The following is a 26,356-nucleotide window of genomic DNA, read 5'->3' as shown; positions in this document are numbered from 1 at the left end:
GAGGGCCCCACACGTCACGGGAGGCGACGCTGCTCGGTTACTGCCCCTGGGCGGCGTACTTGGCCTCGACCTCGGCCTTGAGCGGGCGCCACCAGGCCTCGTTGTCCCGGTACCAGTCGATGGTCGCCTGCAGACCGGAGCGGAAGTCGGTGAACTTCGGGGACCAGCCGAGCTCCTGGACCAGCTTGGAGTTGTCGATGGCGTAGCGCATGTCGTGGCCGGGGCGGTCGGCGACGTGCTCGTAGTCGTCGGGCTCGTAGCCCATGAGCTCCAGGATGAGCTCGACGACCTGCTTGTTGTTCTTCTCGCCGTCGGCGCCGATGAGGTAGGTCTCGCCAATGCGGCCCTTCTCGACGATGTCCCACACGGCGTCGTTGTGGTCCAGGACGTGGATCCAGTCGCGCACGTTCTCACCGGCGCCGTAGAGCTTGGGACGCACGCCGTCGATGAGGTTGGTGATCTGGCGGGGGATGAACTTCTCGATGTGCTGGTAGGGCCCGTAGTTGTTTGAGCAGTTGGAGATCGTGGCCTCCAGGCCGAAGGAGCGGACCCAGGCGCGCACGAGCAGGTCGGAGCCGGCCTTGGACGAGGAGTAGGGGGAGGAGGGGTTGTAGGGCGTCGTCGGCTCGAACTTGGCCGGGTCGTCCAGCTCCAGGTCGCCGTAGACCTCGTCGGTGGAGATGTGGTGGAAGCGCGTCCCGTGGCGACGCGCAGCCTCCAGGAGGGTGAAGGTGCCCACGAGGTTGGTCTGGATGAAGGGGGAGGGGTCGCGCAGCGAGTTGTCGTTGTGGGACTCGGCAGCGAAGTGGACGACGACGTCGGCGTCGGCCACGAGAGGGTCGACGACGTCGGCGTCGGCGATGTCTCCGACGACGAGGCTGACGCGGTCGTCGAGGTCCGCCAGCGAGCCCTTGTTCCCGGCGTAGGTGAGCTTGTCCAGGACGGTGACGGTGGCGTCGGGGTGGCGCACCAGGGTCTGGTGGACGAAGTTGGCGCCGATGAAGCCGGCGCCTCCGGTGATAAGGACGTGCATAGAACTCGCTCCGATGAGTGGGAACTGCGGGCGCTGGGCGCCCGTCATGGCCGACGCCATCATGCCACAGGATCTCGCAGGAACCCACGGGACCGATGGGCTCACGAGGGCCCGTGGTTCTTCATCCTTGACTCCTGCGGACTTCTGCGCGGACTCCAGCGCGCGGATTTCGTCCACGGTGGCGAAATCAGATTGCAACGGAAGAGCCGTGGCGTGGCGAAACCTTGATCTGTCAGGAAAAGATGCAGTTCGCGCGGTGGCCTGGGCGGTGGTGGGGCCCGGGGGAGTGAGCAGTGGCGGCAGAACCTCCCAAAATTATCAGTAAACTATCATTAATCTCTCGGAAACTATTCAGGAATTAAATATCGTGCATCTCGAGGGAGCGGTGCCGGCGGCTGTGGTGGTGAGGCCTGATCGGCGCCAGTCGGCATCACCTCCATAGGAACCCCATGAAAGTCCCTCGTGCTCTGGGCCGCATCCTCCCTCGCTGCGGTCATCGTCCCAGTGGTCGTCGCACCCGCAGTGGTTGCCGTGCTCGCCTGCTCGCCTACCGGGTCACCGGGCTGGTTGCCCTGACTCCGCTGCTCCTGTCGAGCCTGGTCCCCGCGGCCGCCGCCGCCCCCGAGGCCGCCGACTCCGGTGGCTCGACCGGAGGATCTGGCAGTGCCTCCGGCGCGGACTCCGCCGGGCAGTCCGTCGGGCAGAGCGACGGCCCCACCCCGGTCCAGATCCTCGACCTGACCACCTCCAGCGGGCAGGCCACCGAGATCGCCCAGTCGGGCCTCGACGACGCCCAGACCTCCCCGAGCTCAGGGGGCGGCGATGACTCACCGGCGGGCACTGAGACGTCGACTCCGTCGACTGACGGGGCCAGCAGCACCAGCGGCGACGCCGGCACCTCAGTGCTTTTGAAGCCAGTGACCGGCGCGGGAGGCACCGTTCGCCAGGCCGTCGCCCGGGCCGCGGGCGCGACCGGAGGACGAACCCCCTCGATCCTGCCCGCCGCCACCGACCCGCAGGCCGACGCCACCCTCCTCACCGACCCGCTCGAGGTCGACCACTTCCTCGTCGCAGGATTCACCTGGACCGGCAGCGCCGACCTGCCCGAGGGCGTGCGCATCTACCTGCGCGTCCGCGAGAACGGCACCTGGTCGCCCTGGTACCTCAATGAGGCGGCTGACGCCGGACGCGACGACCGCACCACCTCCGGCACCGGCGAGTTCGTCACCGGCGGGGCCGACGCGATCCAGGCCTCCGTCGTCGGCGGCTCACTGCCCGCAGGCCTGAAGCTGGCCCTCGTGCCCTCCCAGCCCCAGGGGGAGGAGGTCCTGGACGCGGCAGACCTCAAGACCACCGAGGCCGCACCGACCCCGGTCATCGAGGACGCCGACGCCGCCTCACCGCTCCAGCCGGGCCAGTCCGGGGTGCCGGGAGGCTCTGTCGAACCGGCGCACTCGGCGACTGCGACGGCGACGTCGTCGTTGATCAGGCCCGCGGACCTCCAGGCGACGGTGCTGCCGGCAGCGACGACCGCCAACGGCCTGCCGGTACCGGTCACCACCCGAGGCGAGTGGGGCGCCAACCCCTCCTACATGAGCTGGGACCCCGACTACGCGAGCGCCGGCCACGTCGTCGTCCACCACACCGCGGGAACCAACAGCTACTCAGCCGGCCAGTCCGCCTCCATCGTGCGGGGCATCTACTACTACCACGCGGTCACCCTGGACTGGGGCGACATCGGATACAACTTCCTCATCGACAAGTACGGCACCGTCTTCGAGGGGCGCTCCGGCTCCACGACGGCGCCCGCCGGCAGGATGAGCGTCGGAGCGCACGCCCGAGGCGTCAACACCGGCACCATGGGCCTGTCCATGATGGGTGACTACAGCAGCGTCAGCCCCTCGGACACGCAGCTGAGCTCCGTGGGCAAGATGGCCGGCTGGTTCCTCAAGCGAGCCGGCGTCACGGACGCCAACGGCTGGGCGGGCCTGCACGTGTGGACCACCGAGCGATACCAGGCCGGCTCCACCATCTCGATGCCCCGCATCCTGGGGCACCGCGACGTCGGCTACACCACCTGTCCCGGAAACGTCGGCTACTCCAAGCTCGGCACGATCCGCACCATCGCCCAGCAGCAGATCAACGGTGCCAGCGCCTGGAAGTCAGAGTCCGGCTCCTGGTACTACCTGGGGGCCGGCGGTGCCAAGGTCGCCGGCTGGGTCAGTGACGGCGGCGGCTGGTACTACCTGGACGCCTCCAAGGGTGGGGCCATGGCCACGGGCTGGCTTCGCGACGCCGGCGGCTGGTACTACCTGGACGGCTCCAAGGGAGGGGCCATGGCCACCGGCTGGGTCAGTGACGGCGGCAACTGGTACTACCTGACGTCCGACGGCGCCATGGTCACCGGCTGGCTGTTCGACTCCAACCACTGGTACTACCTGGGGGCCGATGGTGCCATGGCCACCGGGTGGGTGGCCGACGGCGGCAGCTGGTACTACCTGGACGCCTCCAAGGGCGGGGCCATGGCCACGGGCTGGGTCAGCGATAGCGGTAGCTGGTACTACCTGACGTCCGACGGCGCCATGGCCACGGGCTGGGTGGCCGACGGCGGCAGCTGGTACTACCTGGACGCCTCCAAGGGTGGCGCGATGGCCACGGGCTGGGTCAGCGATAGCGGTAGCTGGTACTACCTGACGTCCGACGGCGCCATGGCCACGGGCTGGGTGGCCGACGGCGGCAGCTGGTACTACCTGGACGCCTCCAAGGGCGGGGCCATGGTCACCGGCCGCGTGAAGATCGAGGGCCGCTGGTCCACCTTCGCCGCTGGCGGCGCCTGGCAGGGCTACGAGGGGCTGCACCCGGTCCTGGCATCGCCCACAGCGAGCAGGCAGCAGGTCATTGACACAATGGTCTCCACCTATAACAGCTCGGGGCACGCCTACCCGTCCGGCACCCTGTCCCAGGGCGGGGCCGCTACGGCCCAGAGCTTCTTCACCACCCTCTATGACGAGGCGGTGGCCGAGGGCGTCAGCCCTGAGCTCCTCTTTGCCCAGGTGATGAAGGAGACCGCCTGGCTCCAGTCCGGAGGCGACGTCTCAGCCCAGCAGTTCAACTTCGGAGGGCTGGGAGCCACCGGTGGGGGCGCCGCGGGCGCCTCCTTCCCGAGCGTCCAGATCGGGCTGCGAGCCCAGGTGCAGCACCTGAGGGCATACGCCGACGCGAGCGCCACTCCCCAGAAGCTCTCCCGCTCACTGGTCGACCCCCGCTTCACCTATGTGCGCAAGGGGTCGGCCGTCTACGTCGAGCACCTGGGCATCCAGGAGAACCCCCAGCGCACCGGCTGGGCCACCGCCCGCAACTACGGCAACGACCTGGCAGCCATGATCGACCGGTACTTCGGGTAGACGCGCTGTCCCGACGGCGTCGGTGCAGCCATCTGCTCAGGCGCCGATCACGGCGGGGTCGGGCTCTCTCATGGGGAGTTCGACCCCGCTTCCTGCTCACCCGGATCGGTGCCGACGGTGCCCGGCGTGAGAGACTGACGCCGCGACCGCCGCACAGATCAGCCTCTAGAACATCAGCCTCTAGAACAGTGTTCGCCCGAAGCGCCGGCGTTTACCTACAACACCAGCGTTCACCTGTTCTGATTCGCTCGCTCTGACCAGCTTAGCCGGGGGAGGACCCACGTGACCCGAGGAAACCGCGGAATCATCTACTTCCACTTCGATCCTCACAACCGTGTCCGTGACTACGTCCCCCGTGCTCTGGCCTCCCTGCGCCCCCATGCGGAGCACATCCTGCTGGTCTCCAACTCGCCCATCAGCGACGCCGACCGGGCCCGGCTGGAGGACACCTGCGACGAGATTCTTGAGCGCCCCAACGAGGGGCTCGACGTCGGTGCCTATCGCGCGGGCCTGGAGCACCTCGGCTGGGACCGACTCGCAGACTTCGACGAGATCATCCTGACCAACCACACCTACTACGCCCCCGTGCGGCCCTGGGAGGACGTCCTCGTCCGGGCCGAGGACTGGCGCGACATCTCCTTCTGGGGCATGACCGAGCATGACACCATGCGTCCCCACCCCTTCCTCGCCAGGCGTGAGCTGCCCCGCCACATCCAGTCCCACTGGATCGCGGTGCGCCGTAGGCTCCTGACGGACCCCGCCTTCCGGGAGTACTGGGAGCAGATGCCGCAGGTCGCCTCCTACCGCGACTCCATCCAGTGGCACGAGTCACGCTTCACCGACTACTTCAGCGGCCTCGGCCACACCTACGAGGTGGCCTTCCCCGTGGACCGCTACGGCTCGGACAACCCGGCCATCGAGGAGGCCCACGCGCTGCTGGCTGACGGATGCCCCCTGCTCAAGCGCCGAGCCTTCTTCCACGACCCGCTCCACCAGGACCGGCAGGCCGTCGTCGGAGGGGACCTGCTGACCGCCGCCGCACAGGAGGGCTACAGCGAGGACCTCATCCTGGCCGACGTCGTCCACACCGCCACCGCCCGCGACCTCATCGTCAACGCCGGACTCACCGAGGTCATCACCGAGCCCGTCCAGGCGCAACCGCCGACGCCGGAGCTCTCGGGCTGCGTCGTCGTCCACCTTCCCGCCGGGAGAGAGGAGATCGAGCGTGCCGAGGCGGACCGCCTCCCGGAGCGCCTGGCGAGTCTGCCGGCGCACTGGCGAATGGTGGTCACCTCTCCCGCACCGCTGGATGCCGCCGACCTGGAGCGCGTCACCGGCCGTCGGGCGAAGGCTGATGACGCAGAGCCCGGGGAGTCCGGCGTGATCTTCCGCGCGGTCCGCGACCTCGACCCGCGCGGCACCATCGCCTTCCTCACCGAGTGCGAAGACCTGTGGGATCCCGGGCGCGCAGAAGACGCCGGAGCTGACGGGGCCGATGAGACCGGCAGTGCTGACGGTGTTGACCTGGTCCTCGCGATCAACGCCGGGCCCCTGACCGGCTCTGCGGACCGGGCCGGAGACGTGGCCCGTCGCCAGGTCCTGGACTGCCTGCTCTCCTCACAGGGGTACGTGGCCGGCCTCATCGACCTCTTCACGCGCCACCCCAGCCTCGGTGTGGTCATGCCCTCCGCCTGCCACATCGGCCAGCCCCACGGCGGCCCCCAGTGGGACGGTCTGGCAGGCGCCGCCGAGGCACTGTCCCGCCGGCTCGGTCTGACGGCGGCCCTGGACCCGGTCGCCCCGGCGATGCCGGTCGGCGCCATGCTCCTGGCCCGCCCCGAGGCGCTACGCACACTGAGTGAAGGGGCCAAGGAGCTCGTGCGCCTGACCGAGCAGGCCGCTGCCGGTCCCGAGCAGGCGGTGGAGCGCCTGCAACGCGCCCGCGCCGCCGAGGTGCTCGAGCGGCTGACCGTCTACGCGGCCATGTCCAGCGGCTTCCACCCCCGCGAGGTCCTCACCCCCACCTGGGCGGCACGCCTCTACGGCTCCCTGGCCTACAAGCAGCGGGCCGTCACTGCTGACCTGCCGGCCTACACCGATGACCAGGTGAGGTTCCTCCAGGCCCGGTTCGGTCCCAAGGCCGGTCTCGGGCCGCGAGTGCGCTCCTACGTCGACGTGCGCCACCCGGAGGTGGCCGGTGCCCTCAAGCCCGCCTATCGCTACGTCACCGATGGGGGGAGAGGAGTGGCCGACGGCGTCAAGGGCGCCGCAAGGTCCCTCAACGGGCACCTGCGTCACCGGTGGTTCCTGCGGCCCGGCTCCGACTCGTGACGAGCCTCCCGCCCGTCCGCGTCGTCCCCGGCTCGTCGCACGGTGCCCACCTGTTAGGATTCTGAGCCATGGCAAAGACAGTTCTCGTCACTGGAGCCGGCGGCTACATCGGCCGCCACGTCGTCACCGCGCTGCTGAAACGGGACCTGGCTGTCAAGGCCCTCGACCTGCGGCTCGACGGCGTCGACGACCGGGCGGAGAAAATTGCTCTCGACCTCTTCTCCGGCGACGCCGACATCTACGACCAGATGGGACGCCCCGACGTCGTCCTGCACCTGGCCTGGCGTGACGGCTTCAAGCACGCCTCCCACGCGCACCTGGACGACCTGGCCAAGCACTTCCACCTCATCGAGAACCTCTACGCCGGCGGACTGCCCCAGCTCGCCGTCATGGGCACCATGCACGAGGTCGGCTACTGGGAGGGCGCCATCGACGAGACCGTCCCCTGCAACCCCGCCTCCCTCTACGGCATCGCCAAGAACGCCCTGCGGGAGGCCACCTTCCTGTCCGCCCAGGCGCACGACGCCGTGGCCCAGTGGATCCGCGCCTACTACATCGTCGGCGACGACAAGTTCGGCAACTCCATCTTCTCCAAGCTCCTGGCCGCCGCGGAGGAGGGGCGTACCACCTTCCCCTTCACCACCGGTAAGAACCGTTACGACTTCATCTCCGTGGATGGCCTGGGTGAGCAGATCGCCGCGATCGTCGACCAGACCGAGGTCGATGGCATCATCAACGCCTGCACCGGCGAGCCCATGACCCTGGCCGAGCGCGTCGAGACATACATTCGTGAGAACAACCTGGATATCACCCTGGAGTACGGTGCCTTCCCGGACCGGCCCTACGACTCGCCCGGTGTATGGGGGGATCCGACGAAGATCCGCCGTATCCTCGCCTCAAGCGCGAGCTGACACTCCCTGAGAGACTGCATCATTCCTCCGTTCTTTCTTCTGCCGCGTTAAGCGGCCCGAACCACTGCCCAGAAGGGACATCATGGCAACGCTTGGCGAGGACCCGAAGCGACTCGGGATCTTCTTCTTCTTCGATGCTCAGGGCATCGTGGACTCCTATGTGGAGACCCTGCTCGCCGACATGGTCAAGAACCTCTCCGAGTTGGTCATCGTCGTCAACGGCGAGCTGACCGCCAAGAGCTACGCCAAGCTGAGCGTCTTCACGGACAACATCATCCTGCGGGAGAACAAGGGGCTGGACGTCTGGGCCTACAAGACGGCCCTGGGCTCCTACGGCTGGAAGAGACTCGCCGAGTTCGATGAGATCGTCCTGTTCAACGCCACCATCATGGGACCGGTGTACCCCTTCGAGGAGATGTTCACCGAGATGGCCGGCCGAAACATCGACTTCTGGGGCATCACCTGGTTCCACGAGGTCGCCTTCGACCCCTTCGGCTACGCCCTTGAGGGCTACCTGCCTCGCCACCTCCAGTCCCACTTCCATGCCTACCGCCGCTCCCTAGTCACCTCCAAGGCCTTCCAGGACTACTGGGATGAGATGCCCGAGATCAACGGCTACGAGCAGTCGGTGGGCCTCCATGAGGTGCCCTTCACCCAACGATTCGAACGTCTCGGTTTCAAGTCTGACGTCTACGTCAACACCGAGGATCTGGAGGGCTTCACCTTCTGCCCGATTCTCTTCGCCCCGGTCGAGATGATCAGGGACAAGCGCTGCCCCATCTTCAAGCGCCGTTCCTTCTTCCGTCCCTACGACGACGTTCTGAACCAATCCGTGGGTGAGTCCAGCGCCGAGCTCTACGCCTACCTGCGCGATCACACGGACTACGACACGAATCTCATCTGGGACAACGCCCTGCGCTCGATGAACATGGCGGACGTGGTGAAGAACCTCCAGCTCACCTACGTCCTGCCCACGCAGACGGTCGTCCGCGAGCCCAGGAAGCAGAAGGTCGCTCTCATCGCGCATCTGTACTACATGGAGCTGGTCGAGCCCACGCTCAAGTACATCCGCAATATGCCCGAGGGCATTGACATCTTCCTGAGCACCTCCAGCCCGGAGAAGGTGGAGCAGGTCAAGGCCGTCTGCGAGGGGCTGCCCTACAACATCGAGGTGCGTCTCGTGGAGAACCGAGGACGCGACGTCGCCCCCTTCCTCGTGGCATGGAAGGACGTCGTCCAGAACTACGACGTCGTGTGCTACACCCATGACAAGAAGGTCACTCAGCTCTACCCGTACTCGGTGGGCGACGGCTTCGCCTACAAGTGCTTCGAGAACCTGCTGCCCACACGCGACTTCGTCAAGAACGTCATCGCCACCTTCGACGCCGAGCCGCGCCTGGGCTTCCTGGCTCCCACGGCGCCGAACCACGCCGACTACTTCCCGGTCTACAGCTTCGGCTGGGGGCCCAACTTCGACCGCACCAAGGCACTCCTGCACGAGCTGGGGATCGACGTCCCCCTCGACCCGGGTAAGGAGCCCATCGCCCCGCTGGGGTCCATGTTCTGGTTCCGTCCCAAGGCCCTCAAGCCGCTGTTCGACCACGACTGGCAGTGGGAGGAGTTCCCGCCCGAGCCCTGCCCCATCGACGGCACCATCATGCACGCCATCGAGCGCGCCCACGGATATGTCGCCCAGGGATCCGGCTACTACTGCGGCTGGCTCTTCTCCGACTCCTTCGCCAGCATCGAGCTGACGAACCTGTCCTTCTACGTGCGCGACCTGACCTCCGCCATCGGCGACTACTGGGGCAGGGGCACGGAGATGGAGATGGTGGGAATGATCCGGGACCAGCGGACCACCCGTCAACGGATCAAGGACAGCGTCAAGGAGCAGGCCAAGGGTGTCAAGGGAAAGGTGGGTCCGTGGGTACCGGCTCCGCTGAAAGGGCCGATGAAAACCGTGTACCGCAAGGTTAGAGGTATCGTGAGATGACTGAGGCCGCAGCACCGGTGGCCGCCACACAGCCGGCCGCGCCCGGGAAGAGGAAGAGACCCAGGATCTTCTACCTGGACCTCATCCGGGCGTTGGCAACGCTGCTCATCGTCTTAACTCACTTCAACTTCCACCTCCGTGATCACGGGGGTGGGTACGTTCTGACCTTCCAGCCCTTCGGTATCTATGTGGGTGCCCTAGGTGTCTCCCTGTTCCTCATCATTTCCGGTGCGGCTCTGACCCTCACCTACCGGCGGCCGATCAACCTCAAGCGCTTCTACTGGAAACGCTTCCTCAACATCTACCCGATGTTCTGGACCGCCTGGGTTCTGGGGACGCTCTATTACGTTCTCATCTACAACGGGCGGCCGCCCAACGCCGCCCCGGCGAGGTCCTTCATCTTCACGCTGCTGGGGATCGACGGGCTGGTCTCCAACTTTGGCGTCACCACGATGTACCTGCTGGGCGAGTGGTTCCTCGGCTTCATTCTCCTGTACTACGTCGTCTTCCCTCTGCTGCTGTGGGGCATTGACCGCTTCCCGGTCATCACCGGCGTGGTGATTCTGGCGGCCTACGTCGCGACCGTGGTCATCATGCCGCGCTACTTCCCGGGCTACCCCTCGGCCATGGTCCTCACCACCAGGCTCCCCGAGCTGGCCTTCGGCAGCTACTTCGTCCTCTACGTCCGCAGGGTTCACTGGGCCACGATCATTCCGGCGGCGGCGGTTCTGGCCGTCTCCGCCATGCTCCCCGAGCAGATTCCCGAGGACGTGGGCACCACGATCGTGGGAATCTCGGCCTTCCTCATCCTTGTGGTCGTCGGCCGTTACGTGGCGATCCAGCCAGTGCGGGCCTTCGTCAGCCTCATCGCGAAGTACTCCTACCCGATCTTCCTCGTCCACCACGTGGTGATCTGGCAGGTGATTCAGCGAATCGACGTCTACGGGTTCTTCCCGATCCAGCGTTACATGCTGCTGGCCGCCGAGTGCGTCATCATCCTTGCCCTGTCCGTTGGGCTGGTGAAGGTCTCCGATATCGTCGTCGACTTCTTCACCAAGGCCTTCAAGGGCATGAGCTGGCGACCCGAGGTCTCCGAGGCCGAGCGCTGAGATCTCCTTCCTGATCACCGATAGTGGCGTGCGACCCGCCGGCGTGTCGAAGGCAACGGCATCTGCCGGCACCATCGGCTCCGGCAGCGCTGAGAATAGTGATGGGGTCGTTGCGTGACGTGTGCGAGCACGTCCCGTCGACCCGACTCGACTAACCAAGGGAGACCCTCGTGACCCGTACCTGCCTCGTGACAGGTGGTGCCGGATTCATCGGCTGCGCGATCTCGCGTGACCTGGCTGACGCCTTCGACCGCGTCGTGGCCCTGGACAACATGCACCCGCAGATCCACCCGTCCCAGGAGCGCCCCGCTGAGCTCGACGAGCGTGTGGAGCTCCGCCGCCTGGACGTCGCCGTCGCCAAGGACTGGGATGCGCTCCTGACCGACATCGTCCCTGACGTCATCGTCCACCTGGCAGCGGAGACCGGGACCGGCCAGTCCCTCACCGAGGCCTCCCGCCACGCGAGCGTCAATGTCGTCGGCACCACCCAGATGCTCGACGCACTCGTGCGCCACGAGATGCGCCCGGAGAAGATCGTCCTGGCCTCCTCCCGAGCCGTCTACGGCGAGGGGCAGTGGACCGACGCCGAGGGACGTCCCTCCTACCCCGGTCAGCGCACCCACGCGATGCTTGAGTCCGGGCAGTGGGACTTCTCGGGACTGACCCCCTCAGTCCAGTCCTCCACCGCCGTCAAGGCCTCCCCGGCCAACGTCTACGCCGCCACCAAGTTCTGCCAGGAGAACCTTGTGACCTCCTGGTGCGGCTCCTTCGGCGTCACCCCGGTGCTCTACCGGCTCCAGAACGTCTACGGTCCCGGCCAGTCCCTGATCAACCCCTACACCGGTATCGTCTCCCTCTTCGCCCGCCTGGCCAGGGCCGGCCAGTCCATCCCGGTCTACGAGGACGGCGGGATCGTCCGGGACTTCGTCTACATCGACGACGTCGCCTCCGCCATCGTGGCCGGCGTCCTGCACTCGCCGGCCGCTGTGGAGCCCTACGACATCGGTCTGGGGGAGCGCACCACCATCATGCAGGTCGCTCAGGCCATCGCCGATCACTACGGGGCGCCCGCCCCGCACGTGACCGGCCAGTTCCGCGACGGCGACGTGCGCGCCGCCTGGGCGGACACCGCCCGTGCCCGCCAGGCGCTGGGCTGGGAGCCCCGGGTCGGCGTCACCGAGGGCATCAACCGGCTGTGCGACTGGATCGACGCCCAGGCGGAGGCCTCCACTGACATGCCAGTCGATACGTCCCCTGCCGCGTCCTCCGGCGCCGAGACGGAGGTGTGAACCTATGAAACTCTCTCAGCTGCTCCGCTCAGAGGATGCGCGACAGACACTGGACCTCACTCTGCGCCTGACCCAGCGCTCGGTCTCCTCCGAGTTCAAGGGCACGACGCTGGGACGTCTGTGGTCCTTCATCAACCCTCTGGCCACGATCGCCATCTTCGCCCTCATCTTCGGCGTCGTCTTCCGCAACGGCGTGCCACCGGGGCGTAACTCCGGGATTGACTCCTTCGCGCTGTGGATCGGTATCGGGGTGCTCAGCTGGACCTTCTTCTCCAGCGGCATCATGTCCTCCATGAACGCCCTCGTGGCCAACTCAGGCCTGCTCACGAAGGTCTACTTCCCCCGGCAGGTCCTCATCTACTCGGCGGTCCTGTCCCTGGCCGTGGACTTCGGCTTTGAGCTGCTCGTGCTCATCATCATCGCCATGATCATGGGAGGCCCGGGGGTCCTTCTCATGATCCCGGCGCTGCTCGTCGTCACTCTGCTGGCCGGCATGTTCGCCGTCGGACTGGGGCTCATCCTGTCCATCGCCACCGTCTACTTCCGGGACCTGGGCCACCTGTGGCAGATCTTCAACCAGATCTGGATGTACGCCTCCGGCGTCGTCTTCCCGCTGACCATGCTTGACGGCGTCCAGAACCGCCTCTTCGACGCCGGCTGGCAGATCAACGGGGCGCCCATCCCCATCACGACGATCGCCCGTCTCAACCCCGCCGAGACCTACCTCGAGGCGTTCCGGTCCTGTCTGTACGACTTCGCCCTGCCCTCCCTGCCCGTCTCGCTGGCCTGCATCGGGTGGGCGGTCGTCATGCTCACGCTGGGCCTGGCCTTCTTCCGCCGGCACTCGGCGAGCATCGTAGAGGAGCTCTGAAACTTGAGATGACTGCATCAACCGGATCCTCCGCGTCATCCCCCACGTCCACGGCGCAGGCCGCCCCGGTGGCCTCCTCAAGCGCACCCGCCGTGCGCATCGAGGACGTCTCCAAGCGCTTCCGCATCTACCACCACCGAAACCAGTCCCTCAAGGGCGCCATCCTGCAGCGCAGCCGCGGCGTCTACGAGGACTTCTGGGCACTGAAGGACATCACCTTCGACATCCCCGAGGGCAAGACCTTCGGACTCATGGGGCACAACGGCTCGGGCAAGTCCACCCTGCTCAAGTGCATCGCCAAGATCCTGGCCCCCAACTCCGGCTCCATCACCGCCCGCGGGCGCATGGCCGCCATGCTGGAGGTCGGCTCCGGCTTCCACCCCGAGCTCTCCGGGAGGGAGAACATCTTCCTCAACGGCGCTATCCTGGGGATGAGCCGCAAGGAGATCGAGGCCAAGTTCGACGACATCGTTGACTTCTCCGGAGTCGGCGAGTTCATCGATCAGCCGGTGAAGAACTACTCCTCGGGCATGTACGTGCGCCTGGGCTTCTCCGTGTCCATCCACGTCGAGCCGGAGATCCTCCTCGTCGACGAGGTCCTGGCCGTCGGCGACATGGAGTTCCAGGAGCGGTGCATGGACAAGTTCGCCGAGTTCCGCGAGGACGGCCGCACCGTCGTCGTCGTCTCCCACGGGCTGGAGCAGATGCGCACCTTCTGTGACGAGGTCGCCTGGCTCGACCACGGCCGCCTCAAGGAGGTCGGACCGGCCCCCGAGGTCATCGACAAGTACTCCGACCTCACCCACGGGGCCAAGAAGGTCAAAGACGGCATCGGCACCCGCTTCGGCAGCGGCGAGGCCCAGATCAGCCGCATTGAGCTGCTCGACCGTACGGGCAGGTCGGTCAGCTCCATGCGCACCGGGGACGAGGTTACCATCCGCCTGCACTACCGCTGCGAGGAGACGATCGAGAAGCCCGTCTTCGGCTGCTCCATCGACACCCGTGAGGGCTTCTTCGCCTGGGGCCTGCACGGCCTCGACGACGGTTTCCAGCCCGAGAGGATCGAGCCGGGCGAAGGCACCGTGGACATCACCATCCCCGCGATGATGCTGCGTCCCGGCGCCTACCTCATCTCCGGGTCCATCCAGCCCTGGCAGCTCTCCAGCGTCATCGACGCCTACCAGAAGGCCACCGCCTTTGACATCACCCCGGGACCGCGTATGGAGTCAGGGGGCCTGGTGGCCCTGGGGGCTCACTACGAGCGGATCACCCCGCCGCGTCCCATGGTCGAGGTCGTTCGGAAGGATTAAAGGATTAAGGGCCCGGCGGGGCGGCCTGCTGCTCAGCCCCGCCGTAGCCTCTTGACCCCCTGTGCCACGGTGCGGAAGAAGGGCTTGACCGTGGCCTCGAGGTGATCGATCTTCGCCTTGGTCTCATGGGTCTGGAGCAGGATGTGACGGATCGACTCGTGCAGGTCGCCGATGGTGAAGCGCAGGGAGCGCACGGCGTCATTGAGCTGCGCGACGGACTGGGTCAGGTACGCGTTCTGGTGGTCCAGCTTCTCCTCGTGCAGGCGCAGGCGCTCCTCGAGCCGGTGGAAGTACTCCGCCGAGACCAGCATGATACCCAGGTTCTCCGGCTCAGCCGGGCCGCCCTGCGAGGAGGAGCCCTCGGCTCCGGCATCCTCCAGGGACAGACGGGCGTAGTGGTCCCGGATGGCGAGGTTGTCGGTGCGGTGGTTGACAGCATCAACGACGACGGAGTTGCCCACTGACTCGTCGGTGGAGTCGCGGTGGTGCCAGTGCGCCAGCGGCTCACCGTCGATGAAACCGACTGGGGAGGTCGCCAGCAGGCGCAGGTTGAAGTCCCAGTCCGCCTGGGTCAGCAGGCTGCCGTCCCAGTGACCAATGCGGTCGGCCACCTCGCGGCGGATGAGCTGGGAGATCGGCGGCACATAATTGGCCACCATCGTGTCGATGAGGGTCCAGCTCTCCCTGTCCGGGGCCAGCACCCCCCGGTTGATCTCGGTGAGTCCCTCCTCGGTGACGGTCTCGGCGACCAGGTCGCAGCGCGTCGCCACGGCCCCGTGGCCGGGGTGCTCATCGAGGTGGGCCACGCAGGCCGCCAGGAAACCGGGCTCCCAGGAGTCGTCGTCGTCGTGGATGGCGAAGAACTCGCAGGCGGAGGCGGCCAGGCCGTCCTCCAGGGCGGCCTCACGACCGTGGGAGGCCTCGTTGGTGACGACCGTGGTGCGCTCCCGCAGCCACTCGGGCGCGCTCTCCATCGCCTCGTCGACCGGCTCGCTCTCGCCGGCGTCGTTGACGATGACCAGCTCGAGGTCCTGGAAGGACTGCGCCCCGACCGACTGGACCGCTCGCTTGAGCATCAGGGGGCGGTTACGGGTACGGGTCACCACCGTGACTCGCGGGGCTCGTGCGGCTTGTCCAGCCATCTTCGGGGGTCCTCCTCGATCCGGTCATAGGCACATGACGTGTCTCATGACGCCGCCGAACGGCTCGGGGCCTTCCGGCTACGTCTCAGTTCCGTAACTCTAGCGGGTGGGGCGCGATCGGCGCAGTCGAGCGCCGCGATCAGCGGCGTCTCAGTGACTCCCGACGCCTTGATGAGGCGCCCGAGCGACGACGCAGCTCGCGTGGCAGGCCGGCGAGCGCCTGAGCGAGCCCTGTCATCACCGGGCCGCGTCGTGGACCGCGCACACCGCGCACGAGCGTGCGGGCCAGTGCCTGCACCACCACCCGGGCCGGGCCGTGGGCGGCGGAAACCAGGATGCGGTTGCGGGCGTTGACCCGGATGAACATCGGTGAGTCGGTGCCCGAGGACGAGGCGTGCTCGTGGCGCACCACCGCATCACACACGTAGACGACCCGCCAGCCGTGCTCGTGCAGGCGCCAGGAGAGGTCGGTGTCCTCGTAGTACATGAACAGGTCCTCACGGAACCCGCCCAGGGCCTGCCACGCCTCGCGCCGGATCGCGCAGGCGCCCCCGCACAGGCCGAAGACCGGGCTGGGGGAGTCCTCCTGATCGGCGGGCACCAGCCAGTCGCGGTCGTAGCCGTTGCCGGAGGCGTCCACGAGGTTGCCCGTGGAGTTGACCAGAACCTCGCCCTCGCCGCGGGCGGCCTCCTCGTCACTGACGCGCGTCCACCTGCCGGTGCGCGGTGAGACCAGCGCGTCCTCACCCGGACCGGCCGGCCTCCAACGTCCGGCCAGCAGGATGCGCGCCGTCGCCGCGGCCGGTGCCGAGCTCGACCTCGCCCGAGAAGAGGTCCGCAGGTTGGGCGCCTCCTCGGGCTCGTCCAGTGCTGTCGGTGCCGTCGGCGGATCGCTCAGCGGCCCCAGGATCGCCTCGAGGAAGCCGGGCTCGGCCACCGCGTCATTGTTGAGCAGGACGAGGACGTCCTCGCCCATGCCCCGGGCCCCGAGGTTGACCCCCGCGCCGAAGCCCAGGTTCTCGCTCGACTCGACCACCGTCAGGCCCTCCCGGCTCAGGCGCTCGACCGATCCGTCCATAGAGGCGTTGTCCACGACGACGAGCGCGTCACCGCTCCCCAGCTGCTCGGAGATCGAGCGCGCCGCCCGGATCGTCAGCTCGGGCCGGCGCCAGTTGACGATGACGACGCGCGCCGAGGGGCGGCGCACGAGCTGCGTCACACCGCACCCCCGATGAGGGCGTGGTAGACCTCCGTGTGCGCGGCGGCGCAGGCCTCCCAGGTGAAGGTGCGGGCGCGCTCCCGGCCCGCCTGAGCCAGCTCGTCGTGAGCCGGACCGATGGCCTGGGCGAGCCGGCTCGCGATCTCGCGCGGCGAGGTGGGGTCGGCCAGCAGACCGGCCTCCCCGGTGATCTCGGCCATGCAGGTTCCGGTGCTGGTGACCACGGGAGTCCCGTAGGCCATGGCCTCCAGGACCGGCAGGCCGAAGCCCTCCCAGATGGAGGGGAAGGCGAAGGCCCGCGCGCCGCTGTAGGCGGCCGCCAGCTCGTCGTCGTCGAGCCTGCCGGTGACGTGGACCCGATCACTCAGGCGCGTCAGCAGATCGCGCTCGACGGCGTCGTCGCCCCACCCGGCCGGGCCGACCAGGACCAGGTCGAGGTCGCCGGCGTCATCGTGCTCCTCGATGAGGAGCTCGAAGGCCCGCAGCAGGCCCAGCAGGTTCTTGCGGGGCTCGCGCGTGCCCGTCCACAGGATGTAGTCGCGCCCCAGACCACGCGTGGCGCGGAAGGTCTCGACCTGGCTGACGGTGACGGTGCGGGTGCGCACACCGTGCGGGATGATGTAGAGACGGGCGGCGTCGATCCCGGCCGCGATGCAGTCGTCGGCTGTAGCCTGGGAGGGGACGATGATGGCGCTCGCCTCGGTGATGACGCGTTCCAGCGAGCGGTTGAAGTAGGTGTTGCCCCGGGGCGTGAAGTGCTCGGGGGCGCGCAGGAAGGCCAGGTCGTGCACGGTGACGGCCAGTGGCAGCGCGGTGGTGGGCAGGGCCCAGGTGGTGGCGTGGATGAGCTGGGCTCCGGGCAGGATGGACTCGGCCCGTGGCAGTCCCAGGCGGTTCCAGGACTCGTACAGGGCGGTGCGCGGCAGGTGGGAGTGGCGCATCGGCATGGGCGGCAGGCCCACCTCCCGGGGGGAAGGGGCCGCCTGGTGACGAGCCGCGATGCCGGCCACCGGGACCTGCCGGGCGCGCAGTGCCCTGGTCAGCTCGACGATATAGGTGCCCGAGCCCCCCGGGACGGGCTGCCACAGCTGCTCGACCACCATGCCGACCCGCGGGCCGCGGGGGCGGCCGGGATGGCGGGGATGATCGGTGCGGGGGTCCGCGGGGCTCGAATCCGGACCGGGGCTGAGGCGGGAGGCAGGGGAGGGGTGGAGGGCCGGGGAGGGCGCCGGGCGGGAGTGGTCTGCGCTCATGGCCTCAGAGTACGGGGTGACCGCGCGCGGCGCGGTAGCCTGCCCCCATGAAGGTTCTTCTCGATGCGACGGCGATCCCGGCTGATCTCGGAGGCGTGGGGCGCTATGTCGACGACCTGGTCCCCGAGCTCATCGCCTCCGGCGTCAACCTGGCCATGGCCGTCCAGCAGCGGGACGTGGCGCACTTCTCCGCCAAGGTGCCCCGGGCCCACCTCTTCCCGGTCTCGGAGTCCATGGAGTCGCGTGGCGCCCGGATGGCCTGGGAGCAGACGGGACTACCCGCTCTCATCCACCGGATCCGTCCCGACGTCCTGCACTCGCCCCATTACACCTTCCCGGTCCTGTACCAGGTGCCCGTGGCGGTCACCCTCCACGACGCCACGTTCTTCTCCCACCCGCAGGCGCACTCGCCCTTCAAGCAGAGGTTCTTCACCCGCGCCATTCGCCGGGCCGTGCGCGGGGCCGACGCGCTCATCGTGCCCTCCCTGGCCACCCGTGACGAGACCGTCAAGTACGTCGGCGGTGACCCCGAGCGCTTCCACGTCGCCTACCACGGCGTGGACGCCACCGTGTTCCACCCGGTCGACGACGCCGAGCGGGCCCGCGTGTCCGCGTCACTCGGTCTGGAGGGCAGGCGTTACATCGGCTTCCTGGGGACCCTGGAGCCCCGGAAGAACGTGCCCAACCTGGTGCGTGCCTGGGTGAGCGTCTTCCGTGACTCCGACGACGCCCCGGCCCTGGTGCTGGCCGGTGGACCCGGCTGGGACGCGGACATCGAGCCCGCCTTGGCCGAAGTGCCCCGGCACCTGACCGTCCTGCGGCCCGGCTACCTGCCGCTGGCGGACCTGCCCGGGTTCCTCTCGGGCTGCGAGATCCTGGCCTACCCCTCCATCGGTGAGGGCTTCGGCCTGCCGGTCCTGGAGGCCATGGCTTGCGGGGCGGCCGTGCTGACCACCCGTGAGCTGAGCCTGCCGGAGGTCGGAGGAGACGCCGTCGCCTACTGCGGGTCAGACGCCCAGGCCATCGCCCGCGCCCTGCTGCTCCTCGACGCCGAACCCGAGCGACGCCGGGAACTGGGGGCCGCTGCCGCCGAGCGGGCCGGAGAGTTCACCTGGAGGGCCTCTGCTCAGGCGCACATCGAGGCCTACCGCGCCGCCATGGCACGGTAGAGTCTCACGTTCCTTGCCCGGCCGGTCGGTTACACTCGGCGGTGTCGCCGCCACCGAACGGGAACGGGGAAGCATCATATGGATTCGTCACGTGACCTTGATCCATCCCGTGAGAAGAACCCGGAAGAGGAACGCCGGGAGGAGATAGGGACGGAGGGGAGTCGTCCTCGCCTCTCGCTTCCGGCACTGGTCTCGCTGTCCCCCCGGCTGCGATGGGCTGCCCTGAGCGGACTGTTCGCGCTCATCTCGGGGGTTCTCACCTACCGGTTCATGGTGCGGCACCTGCCGCTGTCGATCGTCGACGAGTTCCAGTACATCGACGCCGTCAACAAGGCCCAGCGCTGGGACGTGGTCCTCACCGGGGACAAGACGGACCAGTACGCCCGGGTCCTGGCAGCTTGCAGGGGGGTGGGGTTCGGCGATCCCAGCACGGTCATTCACCAGGGAGCCTGCGCCCCCTACGTGCCGGACTCCGACACCTTCATCTACGGGTACACCTCGGCCGACATCCACTCACCGGCCTACTTCTTCCTCACCGGCTGGATGTCCTGGCCCCTGCAGCGCCTCCTCCACATGGAGCTCATCACGGCGGCCCGTCTCACCGGCGCCGTGTGGCTCTGGCTCGGCATGGTGTCCCTGGCCTGGATGCTGCGCCGGCTCGGAGCCCGATGGGGCGTGACGGTGGCGCTGCCGATCGCTGTGGCCTCGATGCCCGGCTTCCGCCTGACGAACGCCTATGTCACCCCCGATGCCCTCAACCTGCTGGCGGGGACCCTCATCATCGCCTCCATGGTGCTCTACGTGCGGGGGGAGTGGGGGATCTGGCCCTTCATCGGGATATCGATCGTCTTCTCCTTCGTGAAGTTCCAGAACGTGTTCTGCGTGGTCGCGGCGCTGGTGTTCCTGGGCTGGTACGTGGTCACCGTCCTCGTGCGGCGTCACCTCACGCATCACGGCGATAGCGATGACGCCGGCGGCGATGGCCGTCTGCGCCTGCCGCGCCTGTGGGAGGGGATCGCGCTCGTGGTCCTGCCGCTGGCCGGGTCCATGATCTGGATGGTGATCCGCTCTCACGCGGTTGCCGCGGTCGTCGACCGGCCTCCGCTGGACCCGCCGGCGAACCTCGACGGGTTGACGGTCTTCTCCTCCATGGATGACGCCTACCAGCTGGTCTTCGCCGGCACCGGATGGTCGGGGGTGACCTCGCCCTGGTCCATCTTCCCCAATGTGCTCGTCGCCCTCCTCGTAGCCGGCACCGTGGCCACCGCGATGTTCGACGTCAGGGCCGACGTCATTGAACGGGCCTTCGCTCGCTCCGCCCTGCTGTCCTGCACGGCGGTCGGCCCGATGACGATCCTGCTCTTCGCCATTGTCTTCGGCGCCAGTACGGGGGTTCTCAACCGGTACGTCATGGTGCTCATCCCGGTGCTGGTGGTGCCCCTGTGCGGTCGCGTCACCGGCAGGGTGGCCCAAGGACTCCTCGGGGTCTTCGCCGTCGGCGCCCTCTACTACGCCGTCCACTTCACCTACATCAACTGAGGCGATCGGCGTGCTCGTGTAGGCTTCACCGACGGACCATGGTGAGACATCGGCGAGATGGCGCCCTGCGGAAAGGAAGAATCGGCAGTGAACGAGACCAAGCCTCTGGGGATCGAGGAGACGCCCCTGCCGGGGAATGGGAATGCAGACGGGCAGCCGCCGAGTCGCCGCGTTCTCGTTACCGGCGCCAACGGACAGCTGGGGCGTGCTCTCATGGCTCTGCTGCCGCAGGCTGGGTTCGTGCCCACCGGTGTCGACCTGCCGGAGGTGGACATCTCGGACACGGCTGCTATGTCCACCTGGGACTGGTCGCGTTACGACATCATCATCAACGCCGCCGCCTGGACCAACGTGGACGGTGCGGAGACGGCGGAGGGACGTCGCCTGTCCTGGCGCGCCAACACGGTGGGGCCGGCCAACCTGGCCCGGGCCGCCACTCGGCACGGCCTGACACTGGTGCACATCTCCACCGAGTACACCTTTGATGGTGCCGCTGCTGTCCATACGGAGGAGGAAACCCCCTCTCCGCTGGGCGTCTACGGTCAGTCCAAGGCCGCCGGTGACGCCGCCGTCGGCGTCTGCCCCCACCACTACCTGGTGCGCACCTCCTGGGTGGTGGGGGACGGCAAGAACTTCGTCAAGACGATGCTCTCGCTGGCCGAGCGCGGCATCACCCCGAGCGTCGTCGCTGACCAGACCGGGCGCCTCACCTTCGCCTCCGACCTGGCCGCGGGCATTATTCACCTCCTCGTCTCGGGGTCCGAGTACGGCACCTACAACCTCTCCGGTGAGGGACCGATCGTCTCCTGGGCCGACGTCGCCAAGCGCGTCTATGAGCTCGCCGGGCACAGCCCTGACGAGGTCACCCCTGTCACCACCGAGGAGTACTACGCCGGGCAGGAGGGGATCGCGCCGCGCCCCCTGAGCTCCGCTCTGGATCTCGCCAAGATTGAGGGGACGGGTTTTACTCCCGCCGATTCCATGGAGCGCCTCGAGAACTACCTCAGCAAGCTTCTGAGGTAGACAACTGATCGGGCACGGATGTGAATGGGGTGTGGTTCGGCCGCGTATAGTTGCCTCAGCCCCGTAAGTGTGAGGAGTGTTGGAAGCTTCATGGCCACTGTTCAGCATGATTCCCTGGCGATCATGCCGGCCTGGAACGAGGCCGCCGTCATCGGTTCCGTCATCGAGGAGGTCCGGCGCGTGGCGGGGGACAAGGTCGATGTCCTCGTCGTCTCCGACGGGTCCGCCGACGCCACCGCCCAGATCGCGCGTGACCATGGCGCGGCTGTCCTTGACCTGCCGCTGAACCTCGGAGTCGGGGGGGCAATGCGCGCCGGCTACCTCTACGCCGAGCGCCACGGCTATCGTCGAGCCATCCAGCTCGACGCCGACGGACAGCACGATCCCGCCGAGATCGAGACCCTCTTCGCCGCAGCCGAGGCGGAGGATGCCGACCTGGTCATCGGTGCCCGCTTTGCGGGCAAGGGCGATTACAAGGTGCGAGGTCCCCGCCAGTGGGCGATGAAACTCCTGGCCGTCATCCTCTCACGAGTCTGTGGCACGCGGCTGACGGACACCACCTCCGGCTTCAAGCTCGCCAACAGTCGCACCATCCGTCTCTTCGCCCATGACTATCCGGCCGAGTACCTGGGCGACACCATCGAGGCGCTGGTCATTGCCAAGCGCTCCGGGCTGCGCATCCGGCAGGCCGCCGTTGCCATGCGCCCAAGAGCAGGGGGGACCCCGTCCCACAGCCCGCTCAAGGCCGCGAGGTTCCTCATTCGAGCCTTCCTCGCTCTGGGGGTGGCACTGACCCGACCGAGCTCGCGGTTCAAGGTCACGGAGGTCAGGGAGGTCCAGGGATGACGAGCACTTACTGGTTGGGAGTCATTTTCGCCTTTATCGTCCTTCTCGGCATCTTCCTCAGGATGCGCAACCAGGGGATGAAGGAGCGTTACGCCACCTGGTGGCTGGTCATCGCGATCGCGGTGGCGGTCGTCTCGATCTTCCCCAGCGTCCTTGAAGGGGCGGCCCACCTGGTGGGAGTCAAGGTGCCGCTGAATCTTGCCTTCTTCCTCGCCGGGGTCGTCATGCTCCTGCTGTCGCTCCGGTTCAGTGTTGACCTGTCGCAGTCCGACGAGGAACGGCGCCGGCTTGCTGAGGAGATCGCCTTCCTGCGAGCGGAGATCGACTCGCTGAAGTCCGAGCCCAGGACCCGCCGCGAGAACTCTCCAACCGACCCATCCCGATAGAGAACCGCATATGAGTTACGACATCGTTGTCGTCGGTTCAGGCCTGCTCGGCCTGACCGTTGCGGAGCGCTGTGCCAACGATCTGGGCCTGTCCGTCCTGATTCTGGAACGCCGTGCCCGTATCGGGGAAACGTACTCCGAGGCGGGTCTCCGCACCTGTATCGAGATCCATAAGTACGGGAACCATCTCTTCCGCACCTCAAGTGAACGGGTGTGGAGCTATGTCAACCGCTTCACCTCCTTCACCCCTATGTCCACCATGTCTACACGAGCCATGGCGGTGTCGTGTACCCGATGCCGATCAACCAGTTCTTCTCCGCGGCCTGCTCCCCGGACGAGGCCCGTGCTCTCATCGCGCGGCAGGCCGGAGAACTGGCTGGCAGCCCCATGATCGAGGTGCGCCTCAGCACCGACTCCTTCGACGCCTCCCAGGCCTGCCACCGAGACGCCCTCAGAGGGCGGGTGCCCGTCGTCTGCACCGGGCCGGTCGATCGCTACCTTGACTATTCGCGGGGGCGCTGTCCTGGCGCACGATCGACCTGGGGGTCGAGTACCCAGACCGGCGACTCTCCGGGGACGGGCGTCATGAACCGCCCGGATGCCGATGTCGCCTACACGCGCATCATCGAGCCCCGGTGCTTCCACCCTGAGTGCGACTACCCCTGGGATCGAACCGTCATCATGAAGGAGTACTCGCGCCTCGCCGGCGAGGGCGATGAGCCCTACTACCCGGTTGACGCCCCACAGGACCGTGAGATGCTCCTGGCCTACCGCGATCTCGTCGCCAGGGAGGAAGGCGTCTTCCTCGGCGGGCGCTTGGGGGCCTACAAGTACCTGGGCATGCACATGACGATCGGATCCGCCCTGTCCATGGTAGATAATTGTCCTGTGCCTTTTCTTCAGTCTTGTGACTAAAATACGGAGGATTATTCATAGCAGTCTCCGCCACCTTTCTTGAGTTGCGATGCGTGTGCGGGCCCTGGTGTCCACAGAAATGACATTGAAGCGGTCATGGCGGGTGCGGCACTGGTAAATCGTTGGAATTACGCCGATCCGTCAACTCGAATCCAGGTGTTGAGGTCCTGATGTCATTTCTGTGGACACGACAGCGGCATGACGTGGGTCCTCCGTGTGGTTCGAGGCCGCCGAGTCCCGTCGTGAGTGTTGCGCTCGGGAGCGAGGCCCCGGTTCGAGCCTTCAGGGCATGGACCCGGCACCTCCGCCACCCCCGCGAACGCGGCGCCCCCTGCACCCACCACGGGCAGGATCACCTACGGCCGACCCCGCGAACAGGCCTCATAGTGTTGAACTCGTGGTCTATTTCCCGACCTGCGGTCCCCCGGTCGCCTATCGACGCCGCTCGGGCCCTGACTCCTCCTTGCGCGGGCTGGAGGGATGTGCTTCAACGAGGAGCGTCGCCTCTTCCTCCGGACGGCATCCGAGATGCGGGTGCGCGGCCGGCGCGAGGCTGCTCGGGTCTCTAGGGCCCATTTCTCCTCGCGGCTGCGCGCGAGTTCCCCTTTGCCACGCGGTGCGTGTGAATAACCGAACAGGAATGCGGAATCTGGCCTACCGCATCGTAAGGTGGCGTGCATGAAGCACCTTGACGCCGCGGCGGCCCCTGAGACTAGTGCCGCGATCGACACGAGTCATGCCGCAGGCAATACCGTCGACTCCAAGACGTTTGATGAGGAGGCCTCCCAGTCCGACGGCGGCAGCGGCGTCGAAACCGAGTTGAAGGTAAATTCCTCGGTCGAGCAGGAGTGCGTCTCCTCTGGATCCGTGGTCGAGATGGCCGACCTCCGCTCCGCCACCGAGGGGAGGGTGCCGCATGGTCGTCTGACGCGTTGGCTGGCCACGGCTGAGCGGCTCGCCCCTGGTCAGGTGTTCTGGCTGGCCTTCGGATCCCTGTTCGTCCTGATGTCGGCTTGGGCGTTCTATGTGCCGGCGATGGCTGCCGCCGACGAGCCGGCTCACATGTGGAAGGCGGTCGCCACCGTTCGCGGCCAGGTCGTCAACCATGAGATCCTCGGGACGCGGGAAGTCGCTATTCCTGAGATGTATCGTGACGCGCAGGATTTCGTGTGCAATGCCTTCCATCCGGATGCGCCGCAGTCGATCTGCGATGTGTCCAAGGTTTTCACCCAAGAGACTCCTGGAGGAATCCGTCACGTGGTGTCTCCGGCGGCGCTGTACAACCCGCTTTACTACGGCATTATCGGATGGCCGTCCCTGCTGCCGGATAATCTCGTCAACATCTACCTCATGCGTCTCATCAGTGCTACGATCTCGGCGCTGTTCTTCGCTGCGGGGTTCCGTGCGCTCCGGCAGGCGGACATGCCGGCTCTGTCAATGGTGGCTGCGACAGCCGTTGTCACGCCGTCGGCCGTGTTCCTGTGCAGCGTCATCAACCCTCAGGCCTTGGAAATCAGCGCGGCCTTCGCCCTGTGGTGCCAACTGCTCCTCGTCATTCGGAAGCCGGTCCCCGAGCTGCTCGGACGGCGGATGTGGCTCCTGGCCTTCATCACCGTCATGTTCGCCAACTCCCGCGGGCTGTCCCCCTTCTTCCTCGCGCTCATCGTCATCAGTTGCGTGGCGCTCCAACCGTGGCGATTCACCTGGCGGGTCATCAAGGACCGCCGTTCGTGGCTGCCCATCCTGGTCGCCTTCCTGGGGACGGTGGGAGCCTCCGCCTGGGTGCTGATCACCAACGGGCTGGAGGGGGGAGGCGGCCCTGACGCCGCTCCGGAGCTCGTTTTCCGTCACGTCTTCAAAGGGACGCTCTACTCCACGGATACCTACATCCAGCAGATCGTCGGAACTTTCGGATGGATGGACACGGTCGCACCCATGTGGTGGGTCATCATGTTCTCCGTGGCCTTTGTCGCCTCGATGCTGTTGCTGTGGACTGTGGGTTCCTGGCGCGAACGGACCGTGGCTCTGGGGACCGGTCTTGTCTTCTGCGTGCTGATCCCGGCGGTGCTGCACGGGCGGGAGGCCCGAGTCATCGGTTGGATGTGGCAGGGGAGGTACATCTTCCCCGTCCTCATCGGTCTGCCCGTCCTTGTAGCCTTCGTACTGCAGGCCCGCCTGGCTCACCGTCGAATCCCGATCGGCCGCCGCCTGCTCCTGTCCTGGGCGCTGCTGTTCGTCGTCACACACGTCGCCGGCCTCATCATCACGATGCATCGCTACATCAACGGTATCTACGGCTCCTGGCGCTACATCACCAAGGAATCCTGGCTCCCGCCGGTACCGCTGTGGGGAGCCGGCGTGGCCATGGTGCTCTTCGTCATCGGCATGGTGGTCCTCCTCGTGCGCATGGTCCCAGGCGAAGATCCGGGTCAGGATGGTCCCGCAGCCGATGGGGACACCCCGAACGTCGGCGTTGAGATCGACAATAGGGGAGAGCGCAAAGGTTCGCTCAATGCGTCCATGCTCGAATCCGAGACCGGGCTGCGGACGGCTTGAGCCGGCTCACCCGTGTGGCACAATCGCCTGCGGGTCCGTCGGGAGGCCGACGCCACC

General features: G+C 67.2%; 20 protein-coding genes. 16 read left to right on the top strand and 4 right to left on the bottom strand.

Features of this window, described 5'->3' with window-relative positions:
- Positions 1 to 37 precede the first annotated feature (37 nt).
- Positions 38 to 1,033, bottom strand: coding sequence for a dTDP-glucose 4,6-dehydratase (rfbB, locus tag EL340_RS07530; RefSeq protein WP_126415375.1), 996 nt, complete (start codon positions 1,031 to 1,033; stop codon positions 38 to 40).
- 449 nt (positions 1,034 to 1,482) lie between these two features.
- Between rfbB and EL340_RS07525 the strand changes: the two genes are divergently transcribed.
- The 8 genes from EL340_RS07525 to EL340_RS07490 all read left to right on the top strand — a co-directional run bounded on the left by EL340_RS07525 (position 1,483) and on the right by EL340_RS07490 (position 14,251).
- Entirely contained in the window at positions 1,483 to 4,437 is a 2,955-nt protein-coding gene (locus EL340_RS07525) for an N-acetylmuramoyl-L-alanine amidase (protein ID WP_126414095.1), read from the top strand.
- Positions 4,438 to 4,719: 282 nt separating this feature from the next.
- On the top strand, positions 4,720 to 6,768 hold the full coding sequence (locus tag EL340_RS07520; RefSeq protein ID WP_126414094.1) for a rhamnan synthesis F family protein: 2,049 nt from the start codon (positions 4,720 to 4,722) through the stop codon (positions 6,766 to 6,768).
- 68 nt (positions 6,769 to 6,836) lie between these two features.
- The gene (locus tag EL340_RS07515; RefSeq protein ID WP_126414093.1) at positions 6,837 to 7,679 is read left to right on the top strand and encodes an NAD-dependent epimerase/dehydratase family protein; all 843 of its coding nucleotides are present in this window, start codon (positions 6,837 to 6,839) and stop codon (positions 7,677 to 7,679) included.
- An 82-nt stretch (positions 7,680 to 7,761) separates the two neighbouring features.
- Positions 7,762 to 9,672, top strand: a complete 1,911-nt coding sequence (locus tag EL340_RS07510) for a rhamnan synthesis F family protein (protein WP_126414092.1) — start codon at positions 7,762 to 7,764, stop codon at positions 9,670 to 9,672.
- A complete protein-coding gene (locus EL340_RS07505; RefSeq protein ID WP_126414091.1) occupies positions 9,669 to 10,781 on the top strand; it encodes an acyltransferase family protein in 1,113 nt (370 codons plus the stop codon). The genes EL340_RS07510 and EL340_RS07505 overlap by 4 nt, the downstream gene beginning before the upstream one ends.
- Before the next feature lie 170 nt (positions 10,782 to 10,951).
- On the top strand, positions 10,952 to 12,070 hold the full coding sequence (locus EL340_RS07500) for an NAD-dependent epimerase/dehydratase family protein (protein WP_126414090.1): 1,119 nt from the start codon (positions 10,952 to 10,954) through the stop codon (positions 12,068 to 12,070).
- A gap of 4 nt (positions 12,071 to 12,074) precedes the next feature.
- Entirely contained in the window at positions 12,075 to 12,941 is an 867-nt protein-coding gene (locus EL340_RS07495; RefSeq protein WP_126414089.1) for an ABC transporter permease, read from the top strand.
- Between the two features lie 8 nt (positions 12,942 to 12,949).
- Positions 12,950 to 14,251 (top strand): ABC transporter ATP-binding protein, encoded by a 1,302-nt coding sequence (locus EL340_RS07490; protein ID WP_126414088.1) that lies wholly within the window; start codon positions 12,950 to 12,952, stop codon positions 14,249 to 14,251.
- A 32-nt stretch (positions 14,252 to 14,283) separates the two neighbouring features.
- Here the strand turns inward: EL340_RS07490 and EL340_RS07485 are convergent, their stop codons facing one another.
- The 3 genes from EL340_RS07485 to EL340_RS07475 form a co-directional block, all read right to left on the bottom strand.
- Entirely contained in the window at positions 14,284 to 15,393 is a 1,110-nt protein-coding gene (locus tag EL340_RS07485; protein WP_126414087.1) for a glycosyltransferase family 2 protein, read from the bottom strand.
- Positions 15,394 to 15,532: 139 nt separating this feature from the next.
- Entirely contained in the window at positions 15,533 to 16,612 is a 1,080-nt protein-coding gene (locus EL340_RS07480) for a glycosyltransferase family 2 protein (protein ID WP_126414086.1), read from the bottom strand.
- Positions 16,609 to 17,715, bottom strand: a complete 1,107-nt coding sequence (locus tag EL340_RS07475; protein ID WP_126415374.1) for a glycosyltransferase family 4 protein — start codon at positions 17,713 to 17,715, stop codon at positions 16,609 to 16,611. The genes EL340_RS07480 and EL340_RS07475 overlap by 4 nt, the downstream gene beginning before the upstream one ends.
- Positions 17,716 to 17,912: 197 nt before the next feature.
- Here EL340_RS07475 and EL340_RS07470 point away from each other — a divergent pair, with 197 nt between their 5' ends.
- The 8 genes from EL340_RS07470 (at position 17,913) to EL340_RS07440 (ending at position 26,299) form a co-directional block, all read left to right on the top strand.
- Positions 17,913 to 19,034 (top strand): glycosyltransferase family 4 protein, encoded by a 1,122-nt coding sequence (locus EL340_RS07470; RefSeq protein ID WP_126414085.1) that lies wholly within the window; start codon positions 17,913 to 17,915, stop codon positions 19,032 to 19,034.
- A 78-nt stretch (positions 19,035 to 19,112) separates the two neighbouring features.
- Positions 19,113 to 20,573, top strand: coding sequence for a glycosyltransferase family protein (locus EL340_RS07465; protein WP_232022922.1), 1,461 nt, complete (start codon positions 19,113 to 19,115; stop codon positions 20,571 to 20,573).
- Between the two features lie 87 nt (positions 20,574 to 20,660).
- A complete protein-coding gene (locus EL340_RS07460; protein ID WP_126414084.1) occupies positions 20,661 to 21,596 on the top strand; it encodes an SDR family oxidoreductase in 936 nt (311 codons plus the stop codon).
- Positions 21,597 to 21,686: 90 nt separating this feature from the next.
- Complete coding sequence (locus EL340_RS07455) at positions 21,687 to 22,442, top strand: glycosyltransferase family 2 protein (protein ID WP_126414083.1); 756 nt, start codon at positions 21,687 to 21,689, stop codon at positions 22,440 to 22,442.
- Positions 22,439 to 22,828 (top strand): DUF2304 domain-containing protein, encoded by a 390-nt coding sequence (locus EL340_RS07450; RefSeq protein ID WP_126414082.1) that lies wholly within the window; start codon positions 22,439 to 22,441, stop codon positions 22,826 to 22,828. Before EL340_RS07455 ends, EL340_RS07450 begins: the two co-directional genes overlap by 4 nt.
- Before the next feature lie 10 nt (positions 22,829 to 22,838).
- Positions 22,839 to 23,219, top strand: coding sequence for an NAD(P)-binding protein (locus tag EL340_RS15805; protein WP_309340425.1), 381 nt, complete (start codon positions 22,839 to 22,841; stop codon positions 23,217 to 23,219).
- Positions 23,123 to 23,743 carry a UDP-galactopyranose mutase gene (locus EL340_RS07445; RefSeq protein WP_309340428.1) on the top strand — a complete coding sequence of 207 codons (621 nt, stop codon included), beginning with the start codon at positions 23,123 to 23,125 and terminating at the stop codon, positions 23,741 to 23,743. Before EL340_RS15805 ends, EL340_RS07445 begins: the two co-directional genes overlap by 97 nt.
- A gap of 876 nt (positions 23,744 to 24,619) precedes the next feature.
- Positions 24,620 to 26,299 (top strand): DUF2142 domain-containing protein, encoded by a 1,680-nt coding sequence (locus EL340_RS07440; RefSeq protein WP_232023298.1) that lies wholly within the window; start codon positions 24,620 to 24,622, stop codon positions 26,297 to 26,299.
- Positions 26,300 to 26,356 lie beyond the last annotated feature (57 nt).

This window comes from Actinomyces viscosus, from assembly GCF_900637975.1.
In the GTDB taxonomy this organism is placed as follows: Bacteria; Actinomycetota; Actinomycetes; order Actinomycetales; family Actinomycetaceae; genus Actinomyces; species Actinomyces viscosus.
This window is presented reverse-complemented; position numbering and strand designations above follow the sequence as displayed.

Coding starts and splice junctions, on each gene's coding strand:
- EL340_RS15805 (WP_309340425.1), top strand. CDS start 22,839: ATGAGTTACGACATCGTTGTCGTCGGTTCAGGCCTGCTCGGCCTGACC.
- EL340_RS07505 (WP_126414091.1), top strand. CDS start 9,669: ATGACTGAGGCCGCAGCACCGGTGGCCGCCACACAGCCGGCCGCGCCC.
- EL340_RS07455 (WP_126414083.1), top strand. CDS start 21,687: ATGGCCACTGTTCAGCATGATTCCCTGGCGATCATGCCGGCCTGGAAC.
- EL340_RS07470 (WP_126414085.1), top strand. CDS start 17,913: ATGAAGGTTCTTCTCGATGCGACGGCGATCCCGGCTGATCTCGGAGGC.
- EL340_RS07475 (WP_126415374.1), bottom strand. CDS start 17,715: ATGGTGGTCGAGCAGCTGTGGCAGCCCGTCCCGGGGGGCTCGGGCACC.
- EL340_RS07510 (WP_126414092.1), top strand. CDS start 7,762: ATGGCAACGCTTGGCGAGGACCCGAAGCGACTCGGGATCTTCTTCTTC.
- EL340_RS07515 (WP_126414093.1), top strand. CDS start 6,837: ATGGCAAAGACAGTTCTCGTCACTGGAGCCGGCGGCTACATCGGCCGC.
- EL340_RS07525 (WP_126414095.1), top strand. CDS start 1,483: ATGAAAGTCCCTCGTGCTCTGGGCCGCATCCTCCCTCGCTGCGGTCAT.
- EL340_RS07495 (WP_126414089.1), top strand. CDS start 12,075: ATGAAACTCTCTCAGCTGCTCCGCTCAGAGGATGCGCGACAGACACTG.
- EL340_RS07450 (WP_126414082.1), top strand. CDS start 22,439: ATGACGAGCACTTACTGGTTGGGAGTCATTTTCGCCTTTATCGTCCTT.
- rfbB (WP_126415375.1), bottom strand. CDS start 1,033: ATGCACGTCCTTATCACCGGAGGCGCCGGCTTCATCGGCGCCAACTTC.
- EL340_RS07445 (WP_309340428.1), top strand. CDS start 23,123: ATGCCGATCAACCAGTTCTTCTCCGCGGCCTGCTCCCCGGACGAGGCC.
- EL340_RS07465 (WP_232022922.1), top strand. CDS start 19,113: ATGGATTCGTCACGTGACCTTGATCCATCCCGTGAGAAGAACCCGGAA.
- EL340_RS07490 (WP_126414088.1), top strand. CDS start 12,950: ATGACTGCATCAACCGGATCCTCCGCGTCATCCCCCACGTCCACGGCG.
- EL340_RS07440 (WP_232023298.1), top strand. CDS start 24,620: ATGGCCGACCTCCGCTCCGCCACCGAGGGGAGGGTGCCGCATGGTCGT.
- EL340_RS07485 (WP_126414087.1), bottom strand. CDS start 15,393: ATGGCTGGACAAGCCGCACGAGCCCCGCGAGTCACGGTGGTGACCCGT.